This is a genomic window from Streptomyces sp. cf386, assembly GCF_900103585.1.
In the GTDB taxonomy this organism is placed as follows: Bacteria; Actinomycetota; Actinomycetes; order Streptomycetales; family Streptomycetaceae; genus Streptomyces.
The window spans coordinates 20869-43321 of record NZ_FNHV01000033.1 but is presented as its reverse complement, the minus strand read 5'-3'; the positions used below and the strand labels follow the sequence as shown (position 1 = coordinate 43321).

General features: G+C 72.8%; 23 protein-coding genes. 13 read left to right on the top strand and 10 right to left on the bottom strand.

Annotation, left to right across the window (positions count from 1 at the left end; translation table 11 throughout):
* Window positions 1-127: 127 nt before the first annotated feature.
* Window positions 128-769, bottom strand: coding sequence for a pyrimidine reductase family protein (locus BLU79_RS44270; RefSeq protein WP_093911751.1), 642 nt, complete (start codon window positions 767-769; stop codon window positions 128-130).
* Between BLU79_RS44270 and BLU79_RS49590 the strand changes: the two genes are divergently transcribed.
* The 10 genes from BLU79_RS49590 (at window position 737) to BLU79_RS44220 (ending at window position 10631) form a co-directional block, all read left to right on the top strand.
* Window positions 737-1396 carry a hypothetical protein gene (locus BLU79_RS49590; RefSeq protein ID WP_256333717.1) on the top strand — a complete coding sequence of 220 codons (660 nt, stop codon included), beginning with the start codon at window positions 737-739 and terminating at the stop codon, window positions 1394-1396. The two genes, BLU79_RS44270 and BLU79_RS49590, sit on opposite strands and share 33 nt — an antisense overlap.
* A gap of 184 nt (window positions 1397-1580) precedes the next feature.
* On the top strand, window positions 1581-2693 hold the full coding sequence (gene zapE, locus BLU79_RS44260; RefSeq protein WP_093911720.1) for a cell division protein ZapE: 1113 nt from the start codon (window positions 1581-1583) through the stop codon (window positions 2691-2693).
* Between the two features lie 192 nt (window positions 2694-2885).
* On the top strand, window positions 2886-3290 hold the full coding sequence (locus tag BLU79_RS44255) for a hypothetical protein (RefSeq protein ID WP_093911719.1): 405 nt from the start codon (window positions 2886-2888) through the stop codon (window positions 3288-3290).
* Window positions 3291-3371: 81 nt separating this feature from the next.
* Entirely contained in the window at window positions 3372-3950 is a 579-nt protein-coding gene (locus BLU79_RS44250; protein WP_093911718.1) for a carbonic anhydrase, read from the top strand.
* A 5-nt stretch (window positions 3951-3955) separates the two neighbouring features.
* The gene (locus BLU79_RS44245) at window positions 3956-5431 is read left to right on the top strand and encodes a SulP family inorganic anion transporter (protein ID WP_093911750.1); all 1476 of its coding nucleotides are present in this window, start codon (window positions 3956-3958) and stop codon (window positions 5429-5431) included.
* 140 nt (window positions 5432-5571) lie between these two features.
* Entirely contained in the window at window positions 5572-6477 is a 906-nt protein-coding gene (locus BLU79_RS44240; RefSeq protein WP_093911717.1) for a slipin family protein, read from the top strand.
* Between the two features lie 90 nt (window positions 6478-6567).
* Window positions 6568-7944: a PhoX family protein gene (locus BLU79_RS44235; protein WP_093911716.1), complete on the top strand. Its 1377-nt coding sequence runs from the start codon at window positions 6568-6570 to the stop codon at window positions 7942-7944.
* A 63-nt stretch (window positions 7945-8007) separates the two neighbouring features.
* Window positions 8008-9489, top strand: coding sequence for a serine/threonine-protein kinase (locus tag BLU79_RS44230; RefSeq protein WP_093911715.1), 1482 nt, complete (start codon window positions 8008-8010; stop codon window positions 9487-9489).
* 88 nt (window positions 9490-9577) lie between these two features.
* The gene (locus tag BLU79_RS44225; protein WP_093911714.1) at window positions 9578-10432 is read left to right on the top strand and encodes a polysaccharide deacetylase family protein; all 855 of its coding nucleotides are present in this window, start codon (window positions 9578-9580) and stop codon (window positions 10430-10432) included.
* 19 nt (window positions 10433-10451) lie between these two features.
* Window positions 10452-10631 (top strand): hypothetical protein, encoded by a 180-nt coding sequence (locus BLU79_RS44220; RefSeq protein ID WP_093911713.1) that lies wholly within the window; start codon window positions 10452-10454, stop codon window positions 10629-10631.
* A gap of 8 nt (window positions 10632-10639) precedes the next feature.
* Here BLU79_RS44220 and BLU79_RS44215 read toward each other — a convergent pair whose 3' ends face one another.
* Together BLU79_RS44215 and BLU79_RS44210 are read right to left on the bottom strand one after the other, a co-directional pair.
* Window positions 10640-11311: an ABC transporter gene (locus BLU79_RS44215; RefSeq protein WP_093911749.1), complete on the bottom strand. Its 672-nt coding sequence runs from the start codon at window positions 11309-11311 to the stop codon at window positions 10640-10642.
* Window positions 11312-11316: 5 nt separating this feature from the next.
* A complete protein-coding gene (locus tag BLU79_RS44210) occupies window positions 11317-12207 on the bottom strand; it encodes an ABC transporter ATP-binding protein (protein WP_093911748.1) in 891 nt (296 codons plus the stop codon).
* 44 nt (window positions 12208-12251) lie between these two features.
* On the opposite strand from BLU79_RS44210, the gene BLU79_RS44205 reads away from it, so the two are divergent.
* Entirely contained in the window at window positions 12252-13007 is a 756-nt protein-coding gene (locus tag BLU79_RS44205) for an aminoacyl-tRNA hydrolase (RefSeq protein ID WP_093911712.1), read from the top strand.
* Between the two features lie 42 nt (window positions 13008-13049).
* Here BLU79_RS44205 and BLU79_RS44200 read toward each other — a convergent pair whose 3' ends face one another.
* The 7 genes from BLU79_RS44200 to BLU79_RS44170 all read right to left on the bottom strand — a co-directional run bounded on the left by BLU79_RS44200 (window position 13050) and on the right by BLU79_RS44170 (window position 20015).
* Complete coding sequence (locus BLU79_RS44200; protein WP_093911711.1) at window positions 13050-13556, bottom strand: PPOX class F420-dependent oxidoreductase; 507 nt, start codon at window positions 13554-13556, stop codon at window positions 13050-13052.
* A 141-nt stretch (window positions 13557-13697) separates the two neighbouring features.
* The gene (locus tag BLU79_RS44195) at window positions 13698-14945 is read right to left on the bottom strand and encodes an ABC transporter permease (RefSeq protein WP_093911710.1); all 1248 of its coding nucleotides are present in this window, start codon (window positions 14943-14945) and stop codon (window positions 13698-13700) included.
* Window positions 14942-15676 (bottom strand): ABC transporter ATP-binding protein, encoded by a 735-nt coding sequence (locus BLU79_RS44190; protein WP_093911709.1) that lies wholly within the window; start codon window positions 15674-15676, stop codon window positions 14942-14944. Before BLU79_RS44190 ends, BLU79_RS44195 begins: the two co-directional genes overlap by 4 nt.
* The gene (locus BLU79_RS44185; protein ID WP_256333716.1) at window positions 15673-17088 is read right to left on the bottom strand and encodes a peptidoglycan-binding domain-containing protein; all 1416 of its coding nucleotides are present in this window, start codon (window positions 17086-17088) and stop codon (window positions 15673-15675) included. Before BLU79_RS44185 ends, BLU79_RS44190 begins: the two co-directional genes overlap by 4 nt.
* Complete coding sequence (locus BLU79_RS44180; protein WP_256333715.1) at window positions 17085-17618, bottom strand: hypothetical protein; 534 nt, start codon at window positions 17616-17618, stop codon at window positions 17085-17087. The genes BLU79_RS44185 and BLU79_RS44180 overlap by 4 nt, the downstream gene beginning before the upstream one ends.
* A gap of 151 nt (window positions 17619-17769) precedes the next feature.
* On the bottom strand, window positions 17770-18663 hold the full coding sequence (locus BLU79_RS44175; protein WP_256333714.1) for a prephenate dehydrogenase: 894 nt from the start codon (window positions 18661-18663) through the stop codon (window positions 17770-17772).
* Entirely contained in the window at window positions 18660-20015 is a 1356-nt protein-coding gene (locus BLU79_RS44170; protein ID WP_093911708.1) for an aminotransferase-like domain-containing protein, read from the bottom strand. Before BLU79_RS44170 ends, BLU79_RS44175 begins: the two co-directional genes overlap by 4 nt.
* A 194-nt stretch (window positions 20016-20209) precedes the next feature.
* Between BLU79_RS44170 and hppD the strand changes: the two genes are divergently transcribed.
* A complete protein-coding gene (hppD, locus tag BLU79_RS44165) occupies window positions 20210-21292 on the top strand; it encodes a 4-hydroxyphenylpyruvate dioxygenase (RefSeq protein ID WP_093911707.1) in 1083 nt (360 codons plus the stop codon).
* Entirely contained in the window at window positions 21279-22442 is a 1164-nt protein-coding gene (locus BLU79_RS44160) for an alpha-hydroxy acid oxidase (protein ID WP_371132067.1), read from the top strand. Before hppD ends, BLU79_RS44160 begins: the two co-directional genes overlap by 14 nt.
* Window positions 22443-22453: the final 11 nt, after the last annotated feature.

Here is a 22453-nt window from a genome sequence, read left to right as displayed (position 1 = left end):
AAACCATCCTGCCCCGTGCTCGCACGGGGGCTGCGAGTTTTAGTGTGCCCGGCGGAAGCTAAACGGAACGGTGGATTCCGCCGTTTTCAGGACCACGGCACCGATGGAACCCATGTCCGGACCAACCTCACCTCCGCCGGTACCGGCCGAACAGGAAGCCCTCCTCCTCCAGCAAGGACGCCAGCTCGAACCGTGCGGGGACCGCCACCGAGGGCCCGCCGGCGATGCGCTGGGCGTCACCGGCGGTGAGCATCGGGGAGATCGTCAGACAGAGTTCGTCGAGCACTCCGGCGGCCACCAACTGGCCGAGCAGCCGTGGCCCGCCCTCGGTCAGCAGCCGGGTGTGGCCAAGCTCGGCGAGGGCCTGGACGGCACGGACGGGGTCCACGCCGACGCCGTCACCGGCGATCACCACCCGCGCGCCCGCCTTCTCCGCGGCCGCGATCCGGTCCGGGGCCGCGGCGGCGCCGGTGAGGACAAGGGTGGGCACGAGGGGCGAGGTGAAGAGCGGCAGGCTGTAGTCCAGGTCCAGGCTCGCGCTGACCACCGCGATGGCCGGCGCGGGCCCCTGCCCGGCGGCCCGGCGCGCCTCCGCGAACTCCGCCCGCGCGCGTGCCGGACGGTACCCCTCCTGACGTACCGTTTCGGCACCCACGATCACCACGTCCGCCAGCGCCCGCAGCGTGCCGAAGATCCGCATGTCGGCCGCACAGGAGATGGGCTGCGAACGCCCGTCGTGCTGGGCGGCACCGTCCAGCGTGGACACCATGTTGGCCCGCAACCAGGGCTGCCGACCGCCGGGCCCCTGCCGGGGGTAGGCATAGGCGACGGCAAGCTCGGCGAGACTCCACTCCCGATCGACCAGATCGGCACCGGGGAAACCGGCCCCGCCGGCGGCACCGCGACGAGCCCCGCGCCCGGGACCACCGACCTCATCGGCACCGACGTCCGCGGGACCACCGGACCCGTCGACCCCGGCCACCCCGCCCGCCTGCCCACCATCCTCGGCCGCCCCACCCGCCGGGCCACCGTCCCCGGTCAGCCCACCCGCCGGGCCACCGTCCTCGGCCGCCCCGGCCACCGGCACACCGTCCCCGGCCAACCCGCCCGCCGGGCCACCGTTCCCGGCCACCCCGCCCACCTGCTCGCCGTCCCCAGTCGGGCCACCCGCCGGGCCACTGCCCTCAGCCGCCCCGCCCGCCTGCCCACCACCGGTTGCACCGGCACCGGCAGCAGCGGCCTCACCGCTCGGGCGGCCGCCCACGGGAGCCGTCGCAGCGCCCCCGGCTCCCTGCCCGCGGTCGGCGGTCCGGCCCGTTCCTCCGGTGCCCCCGGTGACGGGACCCGCCGCGCTGATTCCCGCCCCTCGTCCGTCACGTGCTGCGCCGGACGCTGAGGCCGCTCCGGCGCCCCTACCCTCAGCACCCCCACCGGGGGCACCGACCACAGGCCCCCCTTCGGCAGCTCCGGACCCGTCGTCCCCGGCCAAACCGCCGGAGGCCCTCGCTGCTGTTTCGTCGGTCACAGGGAACAGGCGTCGCATGTCATGGAGTGTGGCACGGCGCTTAGCATGGTGAACCGTGTCGTCCTCCTCCGCCGCCTCCGGTCCGCAGTCGATAGCCGAAGCGAGCCCGCTGTCCCTGTGTGCCCGTGAGCCGCATGTCCCCGCGGACCGGCTGGTCGCCGAGATGGTGCCGCCGCCGCGCTTCGACTCGGTCCGGTTCAGCACGTACATACCGGACCCGAACCAGCCCAGCCAGACCGAGGCGGTCGGCGTGCTGGAGGCCTTCGCGGGCGGGCTCGGCGGTGCGCATGCCAGCGGCGCCGGGAAGGGCGGCAAGCGCGGCTTCCTGGGGTTCGGCAGGTCCAAGGCGCCCAAGACCCCGGCCGGGCCCCGCGGCGTCTACCTCGACGGCGGCTACGGCGTCGGCAAGACCCATCTGCTCGCCTCGCTGTGGCACGCCACCCCGGCCGAGCCGTCCCTCAAGGCGTTCGGCACCTTCGTGGAGCTGACCAACCTCGTCGGCGCCCTCGGCTTCCAGCAGACGGTGCAGACCCTCTCCGGTCACCGCCTCCTGTGCATCGACGAGTTCGAGCTGGACGACCCCGGCGACACCGTCCTCGTCTCCACCCTGCTGGGCAAGCTGGTCGACGCGGGCGTCGCCCTCGCCGCCACCTCCAACACCCTGCCCGGCAAGCTCGGCGAGGGCCGCTTCGCGGCGGCCGACTTCCTGCGCGAGATCCAGGGCCTGTCGGCCCGCTTCCGCACGCTGCGCATCGACGGCGAGGACTACCGCCACCGCGGCCTGCCCCAGGCGCCGGCGCCGTACTCCGACGAACAGGTGACGAAGGCGGCGTACGCCACCGAGGGCGCCTCGCTGGACGACTTCCCGCACCTGCTGGACCACCTGGCCCGGGTCCACCCCAGCCGCTACGGCGCGCTGACCGACGGGCTCACGGCGGTCTGCCTGACCGATGTGCAGCCGATTCCCGACCAGTCGACGGCCCTGCGTCTCGTCGTCCTCGCCGACCGGCTCTACGACCGTGAAGTCCCGGTCCTGGCCGCCGGCGTGCCCTTCGACCAGCTCTTCAGCGAGGACATGCTGAAGGGCGGCTACCGCAAGAAGTACTTCCGCGCCATCTCGCGCCTCACCGCCCTGGCGCGCGACGCGAAGGGCATCGTCGGCGCCTGACGCCCCTAACTCGCCAACTCCCCCTGGTCAAGGGGGAGTTCAAGCCATGCCACCCTCGCGTTTCAGGCTCTCTTCAGCTTGAAACGTTAAGTTAACCCTGCAAACAACTTTGCCGGGCTAATGTGTTTCTTGACCAACGGTTGACCAGTTGTTGGCTCGCGCAAGAGGTGTGGACTGACCGGAGGGGGGCGCATGTTCCGAGGTACGACGGCCCGGACCGTGGTTTCGATCCTCGCCGCCGTCCTGCTCGCCCTCCAGTTCTTCGCACCCACCGCGCACTTCGCAGAAGCGCATACGGTCAGTCAGGCAGAGGCCAAAGCCCAGCCCGGAATCAAGCTCTCCGGGAAGGCGCTGCGCGACGAAACCCTCACGTCCCGCCACTGCATACCGTCGGGCCATGGGGACCCGACCGGTCCACTGCGCACCCATGACCGTCTGCGCACGGCCGATTCCGGGCCCGAGGCGCCCTATCGGCCCCTGCTCGCCCGGGACCCCGCGGCCACGCACGAGCCGGTCAGAACCGGCGCCGCACACCAGCGCACGTCGAGACCCTCGGTGTCCCGCACTCCGGCCGCACTTCAGGTCTTCCGCTGCTGAGAAGCAGAGCAGTCCCCCCCCCCACCTCTGTCATGTAAACCCCGACGCGCCACTGCGGCGCGCCAGGAGGAGTCACCACATATGCAGCCCCTCATCGACAACGCCCGTTCGTTCGGACAGCGCCCTGAGGAGTTCGCCCAGCTGGCCGCCGGTCAGTCCCCCCAGGTTCTGTTCATCACCTGCTCCGATTCCCGGGTCGTCCCGGCCCTGATCACGGGCGCCCGACCCGGCGAGCTCTTCGAGCTGCGCACCGCGGGCAACATCGTCCCGCCGTACGCCTCCGAGCACCCCACCAGCGAGGCGGCCACCATCGAGTACGCCGTGGAGGTCCTCGGCGTCAGCGACATCGTGGTCTGCGGCCACTCCCACTGCGGGGCCGTCGGCGCGCTGGTGCGCGGCGACGACCTGGACGCCGTACCGGCCGTGCGCGACTGGCTCTCGAACGCCACTCCGCGGCCGACCGGTGCCGTCGAGGACCCGGAGGTCGCCGAGGGCGTCCAGGCCCATGTGCTGACGCAGTTGCTGCGGCTGCGCTCGTACCCGTTCATCGAGCAGAAGTTGAAGGAGCGTCAACTGACCCTGCACGCCTGGTACTACGAAGTGCACAAGGGCGCCGTGCGCGCCCACTCCGCCGAGACCGACGCGTTCGAAGCGCTGTGATCGGCATGATGACCAAATACCCTCACCTGCGGCAGGACTTCGCCGCCTCACTGGTCGTCTTCCTGGTCGCGCTGCCGCTGTGCGTCGGCGTGGCCGTCGCCTCCGGAGTCCCGGCCGAGCTCGGGCTCGTCACCGGCATCGTGGGCGGCATCGTCACCGGGCTGATGCGCGGCAGCAGCCTTCAGGTCTCCGGACCGGCCGCCGGTCTGACCGTGCTGGTCTTCGAGGCCGTGCAGGAGTTCGGGCTGCCGGTCCTCGGGGTGCTCGTGCTCGCCACCGGTATGCTCCAGCTCCTCATGGGCGCTCTGAAGCTGGGGCGCTACTTCCGGGCCATCTCGGTCTCCGTCGTCGAGGGCATGCTGGCCGGTATCGGCCTTGTGCTCATCGCCGGACAGCTCTACTCGGTCGCGGACGCCAAGGCGCCCGCCTCCGGTCTGGAGAAAATAGCCGGGCTGCCCGGCGCGCTCGTCGAGGCCGTCGGGAACACCGAGGCGCTGGCCTCGGTCGGACTGGGCGCCGGCACCATCGCCATCCTGGTGCTGTGGAAGCGGATGCCGAGCAAGGTTCGTACGATCCCCGGTCCGCTCGCCGCGGTCGGGCTGGCGACGGCCGCCGCCGCGGTGTTCTCCCTGCCCGTCGCCACCGTCGAGGTCAAGGGCCTGCTGGGATCCATCCAGCCGCCGTCCCTGAGCGCCTTCGGTGAGCTCGCGGATGTCGGCGTGCTGGCCACGATCGTCGCCTTCACACTCATCGCGTCGGCCGAGTCGCTGTTCAGCGCCGCGGCCGTGGACCGGCTGCACGACGGGCCGCGCACCGAGTACGACAAGGAGCTGATGGCCCAGGGCGCGGGCAACACCGTCTGCGGTGTGCTCGGCGCGCTGCCGATGACCGCGGTCATCGTGCGCAGCTCCGCCAACGTCCAGGCGGGCGCCAAGACCAAGGCGGCGCGCGTCATGCACGGCGTGTGGCTGCTGCTGTTCGCGGCGCTGCTGCCCGCCACGCTGGCGCTGATCCCGATCCCCGCGCTGGCCGGCATCCTGGTCCACTCGGGCTGGAAGCTGATCCCCTTCCGCGGGATCGTCTCCCTGTGGCGGGGCCACCGGGGCGAGGCGCTGATCCTCGTCGTCACCGCCGTCTCCATCGTCGCGGTGAACATGTTCGAGGGCGTGCTCATCGGTCTGGCCCTGTCCATCGCCAAGACCGCCTGGGAGGCCTCGCACCTGAAGCTGGAGATCATAGACAAGGGCGCCGGCCCGATCCAGGCGCACCTGTCGGGCAACGCGACCTTCCTCAGGCTGCCGAAGATCCTCGACAGCCTGGAGGCGCTGCCTCAGGACCGCCCGGTGGAGCTGGACCTGTCCGGCCTGCACCACCTCGACCACGCCTGCCGTACGGCCCTGGAGAACTGGGCCGAGCGGCACAGCGCGGCGGGCACGGACCCGGTGCGGGTCACGGACCCGGTGCGGGTCACGGCGCCCTGACCGGCGTACGACTCCTGTTGAGAGCCTGTTCAGGCTCTGAGGTATGACCCCTGGTCCGGGGCCGTCCATGGCCCCGGACCAGACACCGGGCATATCGTTACAGGTGTATACGGAACGGGCCTCTCGGCGAGGAGATCGTCATGGTCGAGGAGCTGCTGGGCGTGGCTGCGGGCGTCGCCGCGGCGGGAGTCGTGTACGTCGCGGCCGCCGCGCGGGTCGTCAAGCAGTACGAACGCGGGGTGATCCTGCGGCTCGGACGACTGCGGGGCACCGTGCGCGAGCCGGGATTCACACTGATCGTCCCTGCCGTGGACCGGCTCCACAAGGTCAACATGCAGATCGTGACGATGCCCGTGCCGGCCCAGGAGGGCATCACCCGCGACAACGTGACCGTAAGGGTCGACGCCGTCGTGTACTTCAAGGTCGTGGATCCGACGGCCGCGATCATCAGCGTCGAGGACTACCGTTTCGCGGTCTCCCAGATGGCGCAGACGTCGCTGCGCTCGATCATCGGCAAGAGCGATCTGGACGATCTGCTGTCCAACCGCGAGAAGCTCAACCAGGGCCTGGAACTGATGATCGACAGCCCCGCGGTGGGCTGGGGCGTGCAGGTCGACCGTGTCGAGATCAAGGACGTGTCGCTGCCCGAGTCGATGAAGCGCTCCATGGCCCGGCAGGCCGAGGCCGACCGCGAGCGGCGGGCCCGGGTCATCAACGCCGACGCCGAACTCCAGGCCTCCAAGAAGCTGGCCGAGGCCGCGCACCAGATGGCCGACGCGCCGTCCGCCCTCCAGCTGCGCCTGCTGCAGACGGTGATGGCGGTGGCCGCGGAGAAGAACTCCACGCTGGTGCTGCCGATCCCGGTGGAACTGCTGCGGTTCCTGGAGCGAGGGGCCGACAGGCCGCCGCAGGACCGGCCCGCCCAGCGGCCGCCGGACCACGCCGTCGAGCCGGCCCCTGACCAGACCGCCGTCGATCCCACCCCCGAGCACATCGCCGTCGAGGAATCCACGCCGGACACCGACGGGCAGCCCGAGCAGAAGTGACACACGCTACGCGCGTGGTTCACGGGACTCGCAGCAGGTGATAGACACGGCGGGGTCACAGTTCCTGTCCGCCAGCAGGAAGGCTGCTCCATGTCCGAAACAGCGTCGACGCGTCGTCAGCTCCTCGCCCGTTCCGGCGCGTTGGGCGTCTCGATCGCCTTCGCCGGAAACCTCTCCGAACTCTTCGCGGGCACGGCCGCCGCGCGGAACCTGGGCCACTCGGGTTATGGCCCTCTGGTCCCCGACCCGAAGGGTCTGCTCGATCTGCCGGAAGGTTTCCGCTACCGCGTCCTCTCCCGCGAGGGCGACCGGCTCCGCTCCGGGGAGGGCAAGGTCCCCTCCAACCATGACGGCATGACCGCCCTCGCCGGATACGGCCGCCGTGTCCACCTGGTCCGCAACCACGAGAACCGCAACACCGCGGCCATCCCCGTCCCGACCGTGGCGGGCCTCACCTACGACCCGGCGGGCAAGGGCGGCTGTACGGCGCTGACGCTGGACTCCCGCAACCACGTCCTGTCCGAGCGGGTCGCCATCGCCGGTACGGCCGTCAACTGCGCGGGCGGGCCCACGCCTTGGGGCACCTGGCTGACCTGCGAGGAGACCGAGGACCGGGCCGGCACCAACGGCTACACCAAGGACCACGGCTTCATCTTCGAGGTCGACCCGGCGAACCCCTACCGCTCCGGCGCGGTCCCGCTGACCGCGATGGGCCGCTTCCAGCACGAGGCGATCGCGGTGGACCCGCGGCACGGCATCGTCTACGAGACCGAGGACGCCTTCCAGAAGCCCTTCGGCCTCTTCTACCGCTTCCTCCCCCACGCACCGCGCGGCGGTCTCGGCTCCCTGCGCGCGGGCGGCCGGCTCCAGGCCATGCGGGTACCGGGCGTACCCGACCTCTCCTCGATCCAGGAGACGGGCGCGAGCTTCGAGAACATCGAGTGGGTCGACGTACCGGACCCCCTCGCCGCGCAGACCCCCATCCGCCACCAGGACTTCGGCCCCAAGGGCATCACCCACGCGCAGAAGCTGGAGGGCTGCTACTGGGGCGGGCGCAACGTCTACTTCGTGTCCTCCTTCGCCCGCAGCGCGGAGGGCTCGGCGGCGGACCACTACGGCCAGATCTGGCGCTACGACCCGCCCGCGCGCCGTCTCACGCTGGTGATCGTCTTCGGTCCGAACACGGACCTCCAGCTCCCCGGCGAGTCCCCGGACAACATCTGCCTCGCGCCCAGCGGCGGCTTGATGGTGTGCGAGGACGGCAACGGCGCCCAGCACGTCTACGGGGTGACGCGACGCGGCGAGGTGTACGCGATGGCGCGCAACGCCCAGAACCTCGGCACCCCCGAGGAGCCGGAGTGGGGCGAGTTCGCGGGGGTCACCTTCTCGCCCGACGGGGAGACGATGTACGTGAACTGCTACACGCCGGGGACGACGTTCGCGGTGACGGGACCCTGGCGAAGGTAACGGTGACGGGCAGCGGCCCCCTAGCGGAACTCTCCTTTCCGTTCGTCCTCTAACCTGTGCGGCATGAACGCACCGGGGGATCTCGTCGACGGCCGTTTCGAGCTGGTCGAACGGCTGGGCAGCGGAGGAATGGGCACCGTGTGGCGGGCTCGCGACACGGTGCTTCACCGCGAGGTCGCGCTCAAGGCGGTGCGGTCCGACGCGGACACGGTCGGTGTGATGCGCGAGCGCGTGATGCGGGAGGCGCGGGCGCTGGCCCGGCTCAGCCACCCGCATGTGGTGACGGTCCACCAGATCGTGGACGCCGAGCCGCACCCGTGGATCGTGATGGAGCTGGTGCCGGGCCTCTCGCTCCAACAGCGACTGGACGAGGGCCCGTTGACCCCGGCGGAGGCGGCCCGCATCGGCCGCCAGGTGCTCGCCGCGCTGCGGGCCGCGCACGCGGCGGGCATCCACCACCGGGACGTCAAGCCCGCCAACATCCTCCTGCGCACCGACGGCAGCGCCGTCCTCACCGACTTCGGCATCGCCGCCCTGCAGGGCACGACGGGCCTCACGGCCACCGGCGAGCTCGTCGGATCGCCCGAGTACATGGCCCCCGAGCGCATCCGGGGCCACGAGGACGATCCGGCGGCCGACCTCTGGTCGCTGGGCGTGGTCCTGTACGTGTGCGCGGAGGGCATCAGCCCCCTGCGCCGCCCCACCACGCTGGCCACCCTGGCCGCCGTACTCGACGACCCGCTCCCGCCCCCGACCCGCTCGGGCCCGCTGACCGCGGTGCTCGACGCCCTGCTGGTACGGGACCCGGCGGCACGCCCGGACGCCGCCCGGCTGGACGCGATGCTGGCGCAGGTCGAGGCAGGGGCGACCCCGCACTGGGCGCAGCCGACGCTGACGACCGCCGCACCGCCCCCGTCCACGCCACCGACCCCCACCCAACTGGACACCCCGCGTCCCACGGTTCCGCAGCGGGTGCCCGCCCCTCGACGCCGTACCCCCCTCGTGGTGGCCGTGACCGCGGCGCTGGTGATCGGTACGGCGACGGCCCTGGTGTTCGCGCTGCGCCCCGGCGGCACCGACGGCGACGACAAGACCCGTGTCGCGACCAGCCCGAGAACCACGGTCTCCACCCCCGGCCCGGCGAAGCAGAAGCCGACCACCCCCGCACCGTCACCCACTCCCACCCCCACCCCGACCAGCGCAACACCCTCGGACGGGCGCTGGATCGCCCAGCTCCACTCCGAGCCCATCGCCGCGGGCACCACCGTCCGGGACCAGACGCTCGCCAAGATCCGCCGAACGGTGCCGGAGGCGGCTGTCCTGCGCAGCGGCGACTACGCCTCCCTGCGCCCCGGCTTCTGGGTGTTCTACGCCCCGGGCCCCTTCACCGACGGCCACGCCGCCCTGGCCTTCTGCGCCGAGCGCGACCGAACCACCCCGACCACCTGCATCGGCCGCTACCTGAGCACGAACGCGTCCGACTACGCCCTCCAGTGCCGCCCTCCGGCCACCGCCCCGACGGGGCGGTGCACGCGCACCGACTGAGAAGACCGGCCCCGCCGGGTGAGTGACACCGGCCCGGCACACCCATGCGCGCACCGGAATATCCCTTTAATCATCATATCTTCCTGCGGTGATCACTCTTGTACGACGCGTCACCGCCGTCTGCGCCCTGGGGGCAGCGCTCACCGCGTGCGCCCCGGCCGATGAGTCCCTCGCGCCCCGCCCCGCGCCCAGCGCCTCCGCCGCCTCTCCCGCCGCCCCGGCGTCCAGACCACCGACCCTGGCCCCCGGCCCCGCCGGTCTGACCCCCGTCTTCGAGCACGGTCCCCGGACCCGGGACAGGACCGTGGCGCTCACCTTCGACGCCGACATGACCGCCGATCAGGGGCCGCGGGCGGAGCGGGGGGAGCGGTTCGACAATCCGGGGCTGGTCGCCGCGCTGCGGGAGTTGAAGGTGCCGACGACCGTGTTCATGACCGGGCGGTGGGCCGAGGAGTATCCGGAGCAGGCCCGGGCCATCGGGCGGGATCCGTTGTTCGAGGTGGGCAACCACTCGTACAGCCACTACGCCGTCACCGACGACTGCTACGGGCTGCCGACCCTCGCCGAGGACCGGGTGCGGGCGGATGTGGAGCGGGCGTACGCCGTGTTCAGGAAGGTGGGGGTGCGGGATGCGATGCCGTACTTCCGGTTTCCCGGCGGCTGCTACGACCGGGGCGCTCTGAGGGCGCTGACCCCGGCCGGCGTCACGGCCGTGCAGTGGGACGTGGCGAGCGGGGACGCCTTCGCCACCGACGCCGACGCGGTCGCCGAGGAGGTGCTGGGCGGGGTGCGCGCGGGGTCGGTGGTCGTCATGCACTGCACGCTCAGTGCCGCGCCGACGACCGAGCGGGTGGTCCGGCGCATCGTGCCCGAGCTGCGGGAGAGGGGCTTTCGGTTCGTGAAGGTGTCCGAACTGATCGGGGCGGCGGGCGGGCAGGGCTGAGCGGCCTACGCTGGGGGGTATGAGCGAGGACTACTGCACGATCCGTGACGCGGTGAAGCCGCCCACGGCCGACGGGCCTCCGTATGCGGAGTGCGTGCTGTGCCGGGAGCCCACGGAGTACCCGGAGTCGTACAAGGGGATCACGCTCTGCCCGGTGTGTGAGTGGCACGAGGCGCAGCGTACGGCCTGTTCCGGGTGATCCGCTGTTCAGGGTGATCTGCGGGAGGTCAGGGCGCAGGCCGCGGCCGTCGCCGCCGCGGTGAACAGGGTCGCTGCCATCAAGGGCAGGACCGGCAGGGGAACCGTGCCCGAGCGGGAGCCCGTGACCAGGCCGCTGACCGCCGCCTGGGCCGGGGAGCCGGTCACCACCACGGACAGCAGCGCCGCGAGCAGCATCGCCGGGACCGCACGGCCGGTCGAGCGCAGCACCGGCCAGGTGGTGAGGGCGCCTACCGCCGTACCGAGCAGGGCGCAGGCCAGCGCGGCGAGCAGACCGGCGGCGCCCGCGGGCAGCCGTGGCACCCGGATCTGGTGATCGGCACTGGCCGGGTCGCTGATCAGGGTGACGACGACGATCGCCGCCGTACCGAGCGCCGCCGCCGCGGCCAGCGCCACCAGCAGCGCCGCGAGGTGCGCCCGGCCCGGGCCGACCGCCGCGGCGACGCAACTGCGGGCGGCGGGCGGCTCGTTGGTGACGCAGATCCGCACCAGCCAGGCGGCGACGGGCAGCAGGGCCGCGGCCGTGAAGCCGAGCGAGTCGAGGATGGGCTGGCCGCCCTGTACGCCGACGGCGAGGAAGGCGGCGTACAGGATGAACGGCGGCAGCCAGCGCTGCGAGCGGGCCAGCAGGGCGGCCTGGTAGCGGAGGAGGGCTCTCATCGACGTCATCGGCGACTCTCGGCTTCGGAAGGGTGCTCGGAAGGGGTGGTGGTCTCCTGGCTCACGCTCACCACGTGCCAGGACGGGCGGGTGGTCAGCAGAGCGCGGAGGAGTACGTCCGAGTGGGAGGCGGGTGCGGTGAGGCGGTGGGTGCCGGGGGTGGTCTCGTCCGCTCGCGTGGCGATACGGATCGCCTCGGCGGGCAGGCTCGCGCCGCTCGGGCCCCGGACGACGACGGTCGTGTGCGGGCCGGTGGGCGGGGAAGTCCCTTGGTCGGTACGGAGGTTCAGCGCCCCGTCGTGCACGGTGTACGTCGCGTCGGGCGCCCCGGCGAGGCGGCGCGGGTCGTGGTCGACGAAGACCACCGCGGTGCCGGCGGCGGTCCGTTCGGCGACGGCACGCTCCAGTTCCGCGCGGGCGGCCGAGTCGAGGCCGGTCCACGCCTCGTCCAGGACGAGCAACTCCGGGTCCGCGAGCAGCGCCTGGGCCACGGCGACCTTCTGGCTGCTGCCCTTCGACAGCTGGGCCATCGGCGTCCGGGCGTACGGGGCCGCGCCGAAGCGGTCGAGCCACTCCAGGGCGGCACGGGTGGCCGCCGGCCGGGACAGACCGTGGACCGTGCCGAGGTGGGTGAGGTAGCCGAGGGCGGTGAAGGGGAGGGCGGTGGGGAAGCGTTCGGGGACGTAGGCGGTGCGGGGCGCTCCGCTGATGCGGCCTTCCGAGGGGGCGTCCAGGCGGGCCAGGAGGCGCAGGAGGGTGGATTTGCCGGTGCCGTTGGGGCCCTCTATGCGGATGAGTTTGCCGGGGGGCACGGTGAGGTGGACGCCTCGTAAGACCCATGGGCCGCGTAGGCCGTAGCGGCGGCCTACGTTGTCCAGACGAAGATCGCGTTGCATGAGCACATCTTCGCGCAGATCTTCGTCCTGGCAGACTGGCCCCCGTGAGTTCCGACAGCCCCACCACCCAGGACAGCCCGTTCCGGTCCGAATCCGGTGACCGCGATCATGCCCCGCAATTCGTACTGCCCCTCGTCGTACGGATCGAGCGGGACGCTCCCCCCGCCCGGACGGACGCGCTGGAGACCGCCGCCCGCGCCGTGCTGGTCATGCTCAGTGACGAGCGGTCCGTCGGTGACGGTGAGTGGGCTCAGGCCATGCGGGACTGGGAGGACGCGCGGATCCGGAAGGTCGTGCGGCGGGCCCGTGGGGCCGAGTGGCGGCGGGCGGAAGGGCTGCCGGGGATCACCGTTCCCGGTGAGTCGGCCGAGGTGCGCGTCTTTCCGCCCGTGCCGTTGGACGGGTGGCCCAAGGAGTTGGCGAAGCTCCAGGTGTCGGGGACCGAGCTGGACGATCCGGAGCCGCCCTTGGCCGCCGATCCGTCGGCGCCCGTGCTCTGGGTGAATCCGGAACTCGACATGTCGGCCGGCAAGACGATGGCGCAGACGGGGCACGCGGCACAGATCGCCTGGTGGGAGCTGTCGGACGAGGAGCGGGGGGCCTGGCGCGAGGCGGGGTTCCCGCTGGCCGTGCGGACCGCGGAGCCGGGGCGCTGGTGTGAACTGACCGGCGCCGGGCTGCCGTTGGTGCGGGACGCCGGGTTCACGGAGATCGCGCCGGGGACGACTGTGGTGGTCGAGGGGCATCACCGGGTGGGATCGCTGCCGCCGCGGGTACGACGGCCGCTGGTCCTGCGCTGAGCCGCCTGCGAGGCGCCCCGCTCCGTATCGGCGGCAGCCCGCTCAGGCCGTGCCGAGCGTCAGCCCGCCGGCCGGGGCGGAGGTGTTGCGGGGGCCGCTCAGGCGGCGGCCGGCCGCCCCGTAGACGCGGTCCACGGGAAGCCTGACGACCAGGCGCCGTTCGGCGACCATGGCGGCCCGGAAACCGTTCCAGTCGGGGTGTTCGCCCTGGAATCCGCGGAAGACCTCGATGAGTTCGTCGGCGACCACGTCGTGCGGGTCCGTGGTGATGGGCGTCAGCTCCGCCTGGCCCTCGGCGATCATGTAGGCGTAGCCGTTGGGGCTGGTGACGAGGAAGCTGGCTCGTGGATCGCGGCGCAGGTTGCGGGTCTTGGCCCGGTTGTAGGTGACCATGAGCCGGATCAGGCGTGCCTCCGGGTCGTAGGCGTAGCCGACGTTCGACAACTGGGGGCGGCCGTCGCGCTTGAGGGTCACGAGCGTGCCGATCCGTTGCTGACCGAGCAGCTGGAACAGGGCGTCGTCACCGGCCTTCGCTGATTGCTCTGCCATGCGGTGAGCGTAGGGGAAGGGGCGGCTGTCCAGGCGGGGCGCGAGCGGGCCGGCGCGGGTGCGCGGGCATGGCTGAGCGGTGCCCTCGCCGCCGACGGGGGATGGAGGCGGAGAGGACACCGCGGTACCGGGGGCGCGGGGTCAGGTGGTGGCCAGCGCCTCCGTGGGCGGCAGCCGGGCGGCGCGGACGGCGGGGTAGAACCCGGCCAGGCCGCCGATGACGAGGGTCGCCCCGACGCCGCCCGCCATCGCCCAGGTCGGCACCACCGAGGGCCAGCCCTGGTAGGCGGCGTATCCGGAGGTGACGGCGATGCCGAGGAGGACGCCGCCCAGGCCGCCGAGCGCGGACAACAGCAGGGCCTCGCACAGGAACTGGCTACGGATCTGCCCCCGCGTCGCGCCGAGGGAGCGGCGCAGGCCGATCTCGGAGCGGCGCTCCAGCACGGAGATGACCATCGTGTTGGCGACGCCGACCCCGCCGACGAGCAGGGCGACCGCGCCGAGCCCGAGGAGCAGACCGCTCAGCGTCTCGTCGGTGGCCTCCTTCGCCGCGAGGGCGTCCGAGGGCCGCGACACATTGGCCTCGCCGGGGTTCTCCGGGTTGGCGGTGGGGCCGAGGACGGACTGGACGTCGGTCACGGCCCACTCCTCGGTGCGGGTGTAGACGGTCGTCGGATAGCCGTCGAAGCCCAGGTGCTCCTCCGCGACCGGCCAGCCGACCAGGGCGGCGGAGTCCAGCTCGGGCACCAGGTCGTTGGGGGCGAGCAGGCCCACCACGGTGAACCACTGCTCGCCGATCCACACCCTGGTGTCGGCGCCGGCCCGGAACACCCCGAGCTGCTCGGCGGCCTTGGGGCCGAGGACGACGGCGGGATACCGCGCGTTGGCGGCGTTCAGCCAGCGGCCGTCGACGACCTCCACGCCCGCACTGCGCGGCAGGTCCGTGCGGGCCGCGGACACGGTGAGGCCGCCGGTCTCCTGCTTGGGGACGCGGTCGTTGCGGTAGACCTTGGCGTCGGTCCGGCCGACGGCGGACACCGCCGTGACGCCGTCGATGTTGCCGATCATGTCGACGGCCTCGTCGGGCAGATGGGCGGCGCCGCCCGAGAAGGACTGGCCCGCGGTGACCGTGAGCAGATTGGTGCCGAGCGCCGCGAGCCGCCGGTCGAGGTCCTCCGTACTCGACGTGGAGATGCCGACCACGCCGACCATGGCGGCGATGCCGATCGCGATGCCGAGGGCCGACAGGAACACCCGCAGCGGCCTCGAACGCAGTCCGGATCCGCCGACCCGCAGCACATCGGCGGGGCCGAGCCGGGCGGGCTTCGGGCGGGGGCGTGCGGCGGAGTCGGGCGGGCCCTGCGGCGCGCGTGCCGTCGTCAGGCTCATCGCGTGGCCTCCTCCAGGACAGCGGTCGCGGGCGTCCCGTCCGGGCGCCCGCGCGCGGTGTCGTACTCGATGCCGCCGTCCTTGATCCGCACCTCGCGCGGCAGTGCGGCGGCGATGTCCCGGTCGTGGGTGATCACGACCACCGTGGTGCCCGCCCGGTGCAGTTCGTGGAGCAGGTCGAGCACGACGGCGCCGGAGCGCGAGTCGAGCGCGCCGGTGGGCTCGTCGGCGAGCAGCAGCGGTGGATCGCCGAGCACCGCGCGGGCGATGGCCACCCGCTGCTTCTCGCCGCCGGAGAGCTGGTGCGGCTGATGGTGCAGACGGTGCCCCAACCCCACCCTGCGCAGGGCGCGTTCGGCGAGCCGGCGCCGCTCGGCTCGGGAACGGCCGCTGTAGAGCAGCCCGTCCGAGACGGAGTCCAGCGCCGGTACGCCGGGGGCGAGATGGAACTGCTGGAAGACGAACCCGATCGCCTGGGCGCGCAGCGCGGACAGCTCCCGGTCGGTGAGGCGGGCCACGTCGTGTCCGTCGATGCGGACGGTGCCGGTGGAGGGTCTGTCGAGGGTGCCCATGATGTTGAGCATCGTGGACTTGCCGGAGCCGGACGGGCCCACGACGGCGAGCAGTTCGCCGCGGTGGATGACGAGGTCGGCGTCCCTCAGGGCGCGGACGTCGCCGTACGTCTTGGAGACCCCGGCGAGTTCGACCACCGGGCCCGCGGTCACGGTCACCTGGGCACCCCCACGACCGTGCCGTCCGCGATGCCCTTGCCGGAGATCTCGACCATGCTGTCGGCGAACATGCCGACCTCGACCCGCGTCGGCCGCACCTCGCCGTCGGGTCCGACGACGTCCACGGCGTAGCCTCCGCCCTGTCGTGCCACCAGGGCGTTGATGGGGACCACGAGGACGTTCTCGCGGGTCTCCGCCTTCAGGGAGACGTCGACGGCGGCGGCCTGGTAGCGGCCGAGCTCCTTCTGGGCGGCCACCTTCAACTCGACGGGCAGGGTGGCCTTGTCGGCGTCGCCGGAACCGCCGTTGCCCGAGCCTCCGCCGGACCCGGCGGCGTCCTGGCCGGTGGTCGGGGTGCCGATGTCGGTGACCTCGGCCTGCACGGTGGTGTCGTCGGGCAGGGTGACCGTGGCCTTGGTGCCCTTGCGGACCAGGTCCTCGTACTGCGCGTCGAGATCGACGCTGACGACGCGCTCGGTGCCGGTCCAGGTCAGCACGGCACCGCTGAGCGGCGCCCCGGGCACCGCCTTCACGTCCGCGACCCGGCGGGGACCGTCGGCGATCACGGCGTCGCCGGGCCGTACGGTGCCGGTCTCCTCGCGGCCCAGGTCGTCCTGCCAGTCGCGTACGGCGTCGGCGGTGCCGGAGGTGTACTCGTCGTCGACGGTGAAGCCCGAGTAGCCGAGCGCTGCGAGGTTCTTCTCCAGCATCCGCACGTCGGCGCCCTCGGTGCCCTCCTCCATCTGCCGGTAGAGGGGGAGCGAGCCGTACAGGAGCGGGACCTTCTCCTCCGCGACCCGGTAGACGGCATCGCCCCGTTCGATGACATCGCCGTCAGCGGGCACCCAGGTGACGACTCCTCCCCCGCCGCCCTGCCGGCCGGCCGGTGCCTGTACGGCCGACACGTCGCCGTGGCCCAGGGTGCCGTCCACGGTCTCGCTGCGGGTGAGCGTCGTGCGCTTCACCTCGGTGGTGTTCGGCGGGGCGTCGGGCGCGGTCCGGTCCGTGCCGCCGCCGTCGCCGCCGAGGACCCCGGCGCTCGCCGCCCCGGCTCCGGCGACCACCGCGATCGCCAGCACGACCAGCCCCGCCATGCGCAGGGGGCGGCGCCGTCGGGAACCCGTGGAGGCGGAGGGGTCGTCGCCGTCCGTCCGGGCCGGGGCGGTTTCCGGTACGGCGGTGTCGAGGGGCCCGGGGCGGGAGCCCACGTCCGGTGTGGTCGTGGGCCTCGCCTCCAGGTCCCCGGCGTTCGGCGGTGACACCTCGCCCGGCTTGCGCAGTTCCAGCGCCACCGAGGAGTCCGGGGCGCCGTCGGTGCCCGCGGGGCCCAGGGGGCCGGGGGCACCGTTCGGGTGCGGCGCCTCGGTGTCCGCGTCGTGTTCCCGCTCGCGGGTCTCGTCGGGTGCGGTCACTGGCCACCGCCCGAGCCGGTGAGACCACCGCCGGGCCACTTGTCCTGGCAGGCCATCCTCGCCTTCTGGAACTCCTCGCCGCCGGGGTTGATACCGCTGCCCCCGAAGTCGATGCTCATGTTGCCGCCGTTGATCTCCGGGTCGGGCAGGTCCGGCAGGCCGTTCTCCCGCATGCACTTCGCCCAGGCGGCGACCTTCGTGGAGTCGAGCGCGCCGCCGCCGGCACCGCCGCCGCCGACCTCGCCCTGGGGCATCTTGTCGCGGCAGGCCTGTAACGCCTGCTGGAACTCGGCCGAGTTGGGGTCGATGCCGCTGTCCGGGCTGAGTGCCAGACCGCCGCCGGGCTCCGGGTCGGGGAAGGCGGCCACGCCGTTGTCCCGCATGCATTTCGAGAAGGCCAGGGCCTGGTCCTGCGGGCTGGTCGGTGAGGCCTCGGCGCCGGCGGGGCCCGCGGCCTCGTTCGACGACGAGCCGTCGTCGGAACAGCCGGTGAGGAGTGCGGCGGTGAGCAGCGCGGATACCGCGAGCACTGTGGAAACGGTTCGTTTGTGAGTAGTGGGCATGGGGCCAAGTTCTACGCGGGCGGCGGTCACAGCGCGGACACAACAGACGCCTCGGATACAGGCTCCTTGCGCACCCGTCGCGCACATGCCACAGAACCGCGGCCCGCGTCGTCCCCTGTCAGTGGTCGGTGCCGTCGGCCCGGTCGTCGGACAGCTCACCCACCCCGGCGATGCCCCGCTCCAGCAGGTCCACGAGGGTGTGCCTGCTCTTGCCGCGGGTCTCGGGACCCGGGCCGCCGTCCTGCTCGGCGAGGTCGTACAGGGCGGCCAGCACGCCGGCGAGTTCCTCCTGGAGCCGGGTGAGCACGTCCGCGACGGCCGCGGCGTTGGACTCCACGATGTCGCCCCACAGGCGCGAGTCACCGCCCGCGATGCGGGTCACGTCGCGCAGTCCCTGCCCGGCGAGGCGGGCCGCCGGTACCGGGCCGTCCCGCAGCCGCGCCGCCATCAGGCTGGCCACCAGATGCGGTGCGTGGGAGGTCAGGGCGACCGCGTCGTCGTGCGCGCGGGCCCGCATCACACGGGGTACCCCGCCGCACAGCGCGATCAGTCCGAGGGCGCGGTCGAAGGCGGGCTTGGTGGTGAACCGCGTGGGGGTGAGCACCCAGGGGCGGTCCCGGAACAGCTCCGCGCGGGCCGCGAGGGGGCCCGAGCGCTCGCGGCCCGCCATGGGGTGGCCGCCGACGTAGGAGGACGGGTCGGGGGCGGTGGCGAGGATCTCGCGTTGCGGGAGGGCCTTCACACTCGCCACGTCGGTGTAGCTGCGGGCGAGGCCCTGTGACTGCACCTGTGCCAGGACCGGGGCGATCTGGCTGGGCGGTACCGCGAGGACCGCCAGGTCGACGGGGTGGGGCGGGGGTTCGGACCGGCCGGCGCCGCGGGCCTCCGCAGCGCGCAGGGCGGACTCGTCCCGGTCCGCGAGGTAGACGGTCACGCGCTGTCTGCTCGCCGCGAGTGCCACGGAGGTGCCGATGAGGCCGGTGCCGACGACTGCCAGCGTGCGGATGGTCACGGCGCACCACTCGGGAGGGTCTCCCCCGCGCCTTCTCGCCCGGACAGCCGTTCGCCGATCAGCTCGGCCAGCCGGTCCAGCCCTTCCTCGATCCGGTCGGGCGTCAACGTGCTGATGGACAGGCGCAGTTGGTGATGCCCGGCGGTGGAGCCGTAGAAGTGGTGCATGGGTGTGAAGAGCACGCCGTGCTGCCGGGCCGCGTGGGCGAGCAGCTCGTCGTCGACGGTGAACGGGACGGTGAGCACGACGAAGAAGCCGCCCGTCGGCGCGTTCCAGGAGACCTCGGGGTGCCCGCCGAGGCGCCGGTCGAGGCCGTCGAGGACCTGCCGCAGGTTGCGGCGGTAGACCTCCGTCTCCCGGCGGTTGGCCCGGGCCATGCTGCAGCCGTGGGCGAGCAGTTTGCCGCCGACGACCGCTTGGGCGATGGGCGCCGTGTTGACCGTGAGCATGCTCTTGATCTTCGACAACTCGTCGGCGAGCAGCGTGCCGTCGCCGGACGCCCCGCTCACCCGCTGCCCTGCCACGACGTAGCCCACGCGGGCGCCCGGCATCCCGGTCTTGGCGAACGAGCCCAGGTAGACGACGCGTTCGTGCCGGTCGAGTGCTTTCAGCGTGGGCGGTCGCTCGGCGGCACCGTTCAGCAGTCCGTAGGCGTTGTCCTCCAGGAGCAACAGGTCCTCGGCCGCGGCGAGTTCGAGGAGCCGGTGACGGTCGGCGAGGGACATGCTCACGCCGACCGGGTTGGCGAAGTCGGGCGTGACGTAGCAGGCGCGGACGCGGTGGCCGGCGGCACGTGCCCGGTGCAGCCGCCCCGCGAGGTCGTCGAGGTCGATGCCGTCCGTGCCGGTGCGCACGGGCAGGACGGGCAGGTCGGCGAGGAGCGCGGCCCCGGTCAGGCCGACGTAGGTCGGGCTCGGCGCGAGCAGCGCGTCCCGGTCGTTCGCCCGTAAGGCGCGCAGGACCAGGAACATCGCCTCCTGGCAGCCGACGGTGACGACGACGGACGCCGGGTCGGCCTCGATGCCCTCGTCCGCGGCGAGGCTGCGCGCCACGAGGTCGCCGATGATCCCCTTGGTGTCGCCGTACTGGAAGAGCGTGCGGGCGACCTGCGGCTCGCTCATCCCCCGTTCGGTGCGCAGGTGGTCACAGAAGGTCCGCAGGTACTCGTGGAGCAGTGACACGTCGTAGAAGCCCTCGTAGGGGCGGCCCGCCGCGAAGGAGATCGCGTTCGGGTAGGTGCCGGCGATCTCGTTGAGCAGGTTCATGGACGCCATCGACGCGTCGCCGAGCGAGGCGTGCAGGGTGGTCGCGGGCAACTCGGCCCGAATGATCTCGGAATTCAGGATTTCCATCACCTGAGTCCTTCATTTTGACAGATGCGGTATTCCGCCGACCTCCGTACGATCGGGGCCGCATCAGAAGTATTCGACCTCGCCGTCCGGCGGTAAAGACGCCCACGGAAATGGAACAGCCAAGTCCGCGTGGCGCATTCGGGCGGCGGTCCGAGGAATTCGAATCCGCACCCTCTCCCCGCACGAGGACTCTCATGACGGATTTACTGACCGATCTCGCCATCGATTACGTCGAGTTGTATGTCGACGACCTCGACCGGGCCGTGTCCGCCTGGGTCGACGGCTATGCCTTCACGGTCGTCGGCACCGGCTCCTTCGCCGAGCACCGCGGCATCGCCCTGCGCCAGGGGCGGACGACCCTGGTGCTCACGGCAGCGACCTCGGCACACCACCCCGCGTCCGCGTACGTCGCCACGCACGGCGACGGCGTCGCCGACCTCGCCCTGCGCACCGCCGACGTGTCCGCGGCCTTCGCCGCCGCGGTGGAGGGCGGGGCGCAGCCGGTGCGCCGGCCCACCCGGCACGAGGGCGCCGGGCCGCGTGTCACGGCCGCCGTCTCGGGGTTCGGCGACGTGGTGCACACCCTCGTGGAGCGGGCTTCCGGGGAAGGTCCGGGGCTGCCGGCCGGGTTCGTGCCGGTCCCGGGCGCGGCGGACACCTCCGGCGGCGAGGTGGGGCTCCTGGACGTCGACCACCTCGCGGTGTGCCTCGACGCGGGCGAGCTCGACCACACGTCCCGGTTCTACCAACAGGCCTTCGGCTTCCGGGAGATCTACGAAGAGCGCATCGTCGTCGGCGCCCAGGCGATGGAGTCCAAGGTCGTGCAGAGCGCCGTGTCGGAGGCGGTCACCCTGACGCTCATCGAGCCCGACCCCGAGGCGCAGCCGGGGCAGATCGACGAGTTCCTGAAGAGCCATCACGGTCCGGGCGTCCAGCACCTGGCGTTCTCCAGCGACGACGCCGTCCGCTCGGTGCGGGCGCTCTCGGCGCGCGGCATCGCGTTCCTCAGCACTCCGGGGACGTACTACGACCTGCTGGGCGAGCGGATAGGCCTCCAGGCGCACACCCTGGAGGACCTGCGGTCGACGAACCTCCTGGTCGACGAGGACCACGGCGGCCAGCTCTTCCAGGTCTTCACCGCGTCCACGCACCCGCGCCGCACCCTCTTCCACGAGGTCATCGAGCGCCGGGGAGCGCGGACGTTCGGCAGCTCCAACATCAAGGCCCTGTACGAGGCCGTGGAGCTGGAGCGGGCGGGGCGGCGTGCCGAGCACTGACGGGGGCGGGCCGGGCGGGGCGCAGGCTCCGGGGGCGCCCCACGCCCTCGACGCACCACCGCCCGGTCCGCGGGAGTTGCGCGACCTGGACGACGTCGAGCGGGCCGCGGCGGCCGTACTGCCCCGCGACGTGTGGGACTTCGTCGCCGGCGGCAGTGGCCGCGAGCTGACCCTCGCGGCCAACCGGGCGGCCTTCGACCGGGTCTTCGTCACCCCACGGGTACTGCGGGACGTCTCCGGCTGCACCACGGACACGACGCTGCTCGGGCGACCCGCGCGGATGCCGGTGGTGGTCGCGCCGGTCGCTTACCAGCGGCTGGTGCACCCCGACGGGGAGCCGGCCGCCGCACGAGCCGCACGGGACGCGGATGTGCCCTTCACGGTCGCGACGCTGAGCAGCGTGCCCGTGGAGGAGGTGACGGCGGTCGGCGGCCGGGTCTGGTTCCAGCTGTACTGGCTGCGCGAGCGCGGACGTTCCCTGGACCTGGCCCGCCGTGCCGAGGACGCGGGCTGCGAGGCGCTGGTGCTCACCGTGGACGTGCCGTGGATGGGGCGTCGCCAGCGCGATGTGCGCAACCGGTTCGCGCTGCCCGGCCATGTGCGGGCCGCGCATCTGGCCTCCGGCGCGCAGTCGGCGGCCCATCGGAGCGCCGGGGACGGTTCCGCGGTGGCCGCGCACACGGCGGCGGCGTTCTCCCCCGGGCTGACCTGGTCGGACGTGGAGGCGGTGCGGTCGGTGACGCGACTGCCGATCGTCCTGAAGGGGATCCTCGCACCGGACGACGCGCTGCACGCGGCCCGCCTCGGGGTCGACGCCGTGGTGGTGTCCAACCACGGCGGACGCCAGCTCGACGGCGCACTGCCCGCTGTCGAGGCACTGCCCACCGTGGCCGAGGCGGTCGGGGACTCCTGCGAGGTGCTGATGGACGGCGGGGTCCGCAGCGGCACGGACGTGCTCAAGGCGCTGGCTCTCGGCGCCTCGGGGGTGCTGGTGGGGAGGCCTCCGGTGTGGGGGCTCGCCGCGGGCGGACAGGCCGGTGCACGGCGGGTGCTCGACCTGCTGGCCGAGGAGTTGCGCGACGCGCTGGGACTGGCGGGCTGTGCCTCGCCGGCCGGCGCGCGGGAGCTGCGGGCGGTGCGGCTGCCGTAAGTCGGAACATC

What these genes read in the sequence shown, in the direction of transcription:
- hppD (WP_093911707.1), top strand. Translation starts at nt 20,210, where the DNA reads ATGACGGATTTACTGACCGATCTCGCCATCGATTACGTCGAGTTGTAT.
- BLU79_RS44245 (WP_093911750.1), top strand. Translation starts at nt 3,956, where the DNA reads ATGATGACCAAATACCCTCACCTGCGGCAGGACTTCGCCGCCTCACTG.
- BLU79_RS44220 (WP_093911713.1), top strand. Translation starts at nt 10,452, where the DNA reads ATGAGCGAGGACTACTGCACGATCCGTGACGCGGTGAAGCCGCCCACG.
- BLU79_RS44270 (WP_093911751.1), bottom strand. Translation starts at nt 769, where the DNA reads ATGGTGTCCACGCTGGACGGTGCCGCCCAGCACGACGGGCGTTCGCAG.
- BLU79_RS44215 (WP_093911749.1), bottom strand. Translation starts at nt 11,311, where the DNA reads ATGAGAGCCCTCCTCCGCTACCAGGCCGCCCTGCTGGCCCGCTCGCAG.
- BLU79_RS44255 (WP_093911719.1), top strand. Translation starts at nt 2,886, where the DNA reads ATGTTCCGAGGTACGACGGCCCGGACCGTGGTTTCGATCCTCGCCGCC.
- BLU79_RS44195 (WP_093911710.1), bottom strand. Translation starts at nt 14,945, where the DNA reads ATGAGCCTGACGACGGCACGCGCGCCGCAGGGCCCGCCCGACTCCGCC.
- BLU79_RS44230 (WP_093911715.1), top strand. Translation starts at nt 8,008, where the DNA reads ATGAACGCACCGGGGGATCTCGTCGACGGCCGTTTCGAGCTGGTCGAA.
- BLU79_RS44210 (WP_093911748.1), bottom strand. Translation starts at nt 12,207, where the DNA reads ATGCAACGCGATCTTCGTCTGGACAACGTAGGCCGCCGCTACGGCCTA.
- BLU79_RS44235 (WP_093911716.1), top strand. Translation starts at nt 6,568, where the DNA reads ATGTCCGAAACAGCGTCGACGCGTCGTCAGCTCCTCGCCCGTTCCGGC.
- BLU79_RS44170 (WP_093911708.1), bottom strand. Translation starts at nt 20,015, where the DNA reads ATGGAAATCCTGAATTCCGAGATCATTCGGGCCGAGTTGCCCGCGACC.
- BLU79_RS44240 (WP_093911717.1), top strand. Translation starts at nt 5,572, where the DNA reads ATGGTCGAGGAGCTGCTGGGCGTGGCTGCGGGCGTCGCCGCGGCGGGA.
- BLU79_RS44250 (WP_093911718.1), top strand. Translation starts at nt 3,372, where the DNA reads ATGCAGCCCCTCATCGACAACGCCCGTTCGTTCGGACAGCGCCCTGAG.
- BLU79_RS44200 (WP_093911711.1), bottom strand. Translation starts at nt 13,556, where the DNA reads ATGGCAGAGCAATCAGCGAAGGCCGGTGACGACGCCCTGTTCCAGCTG.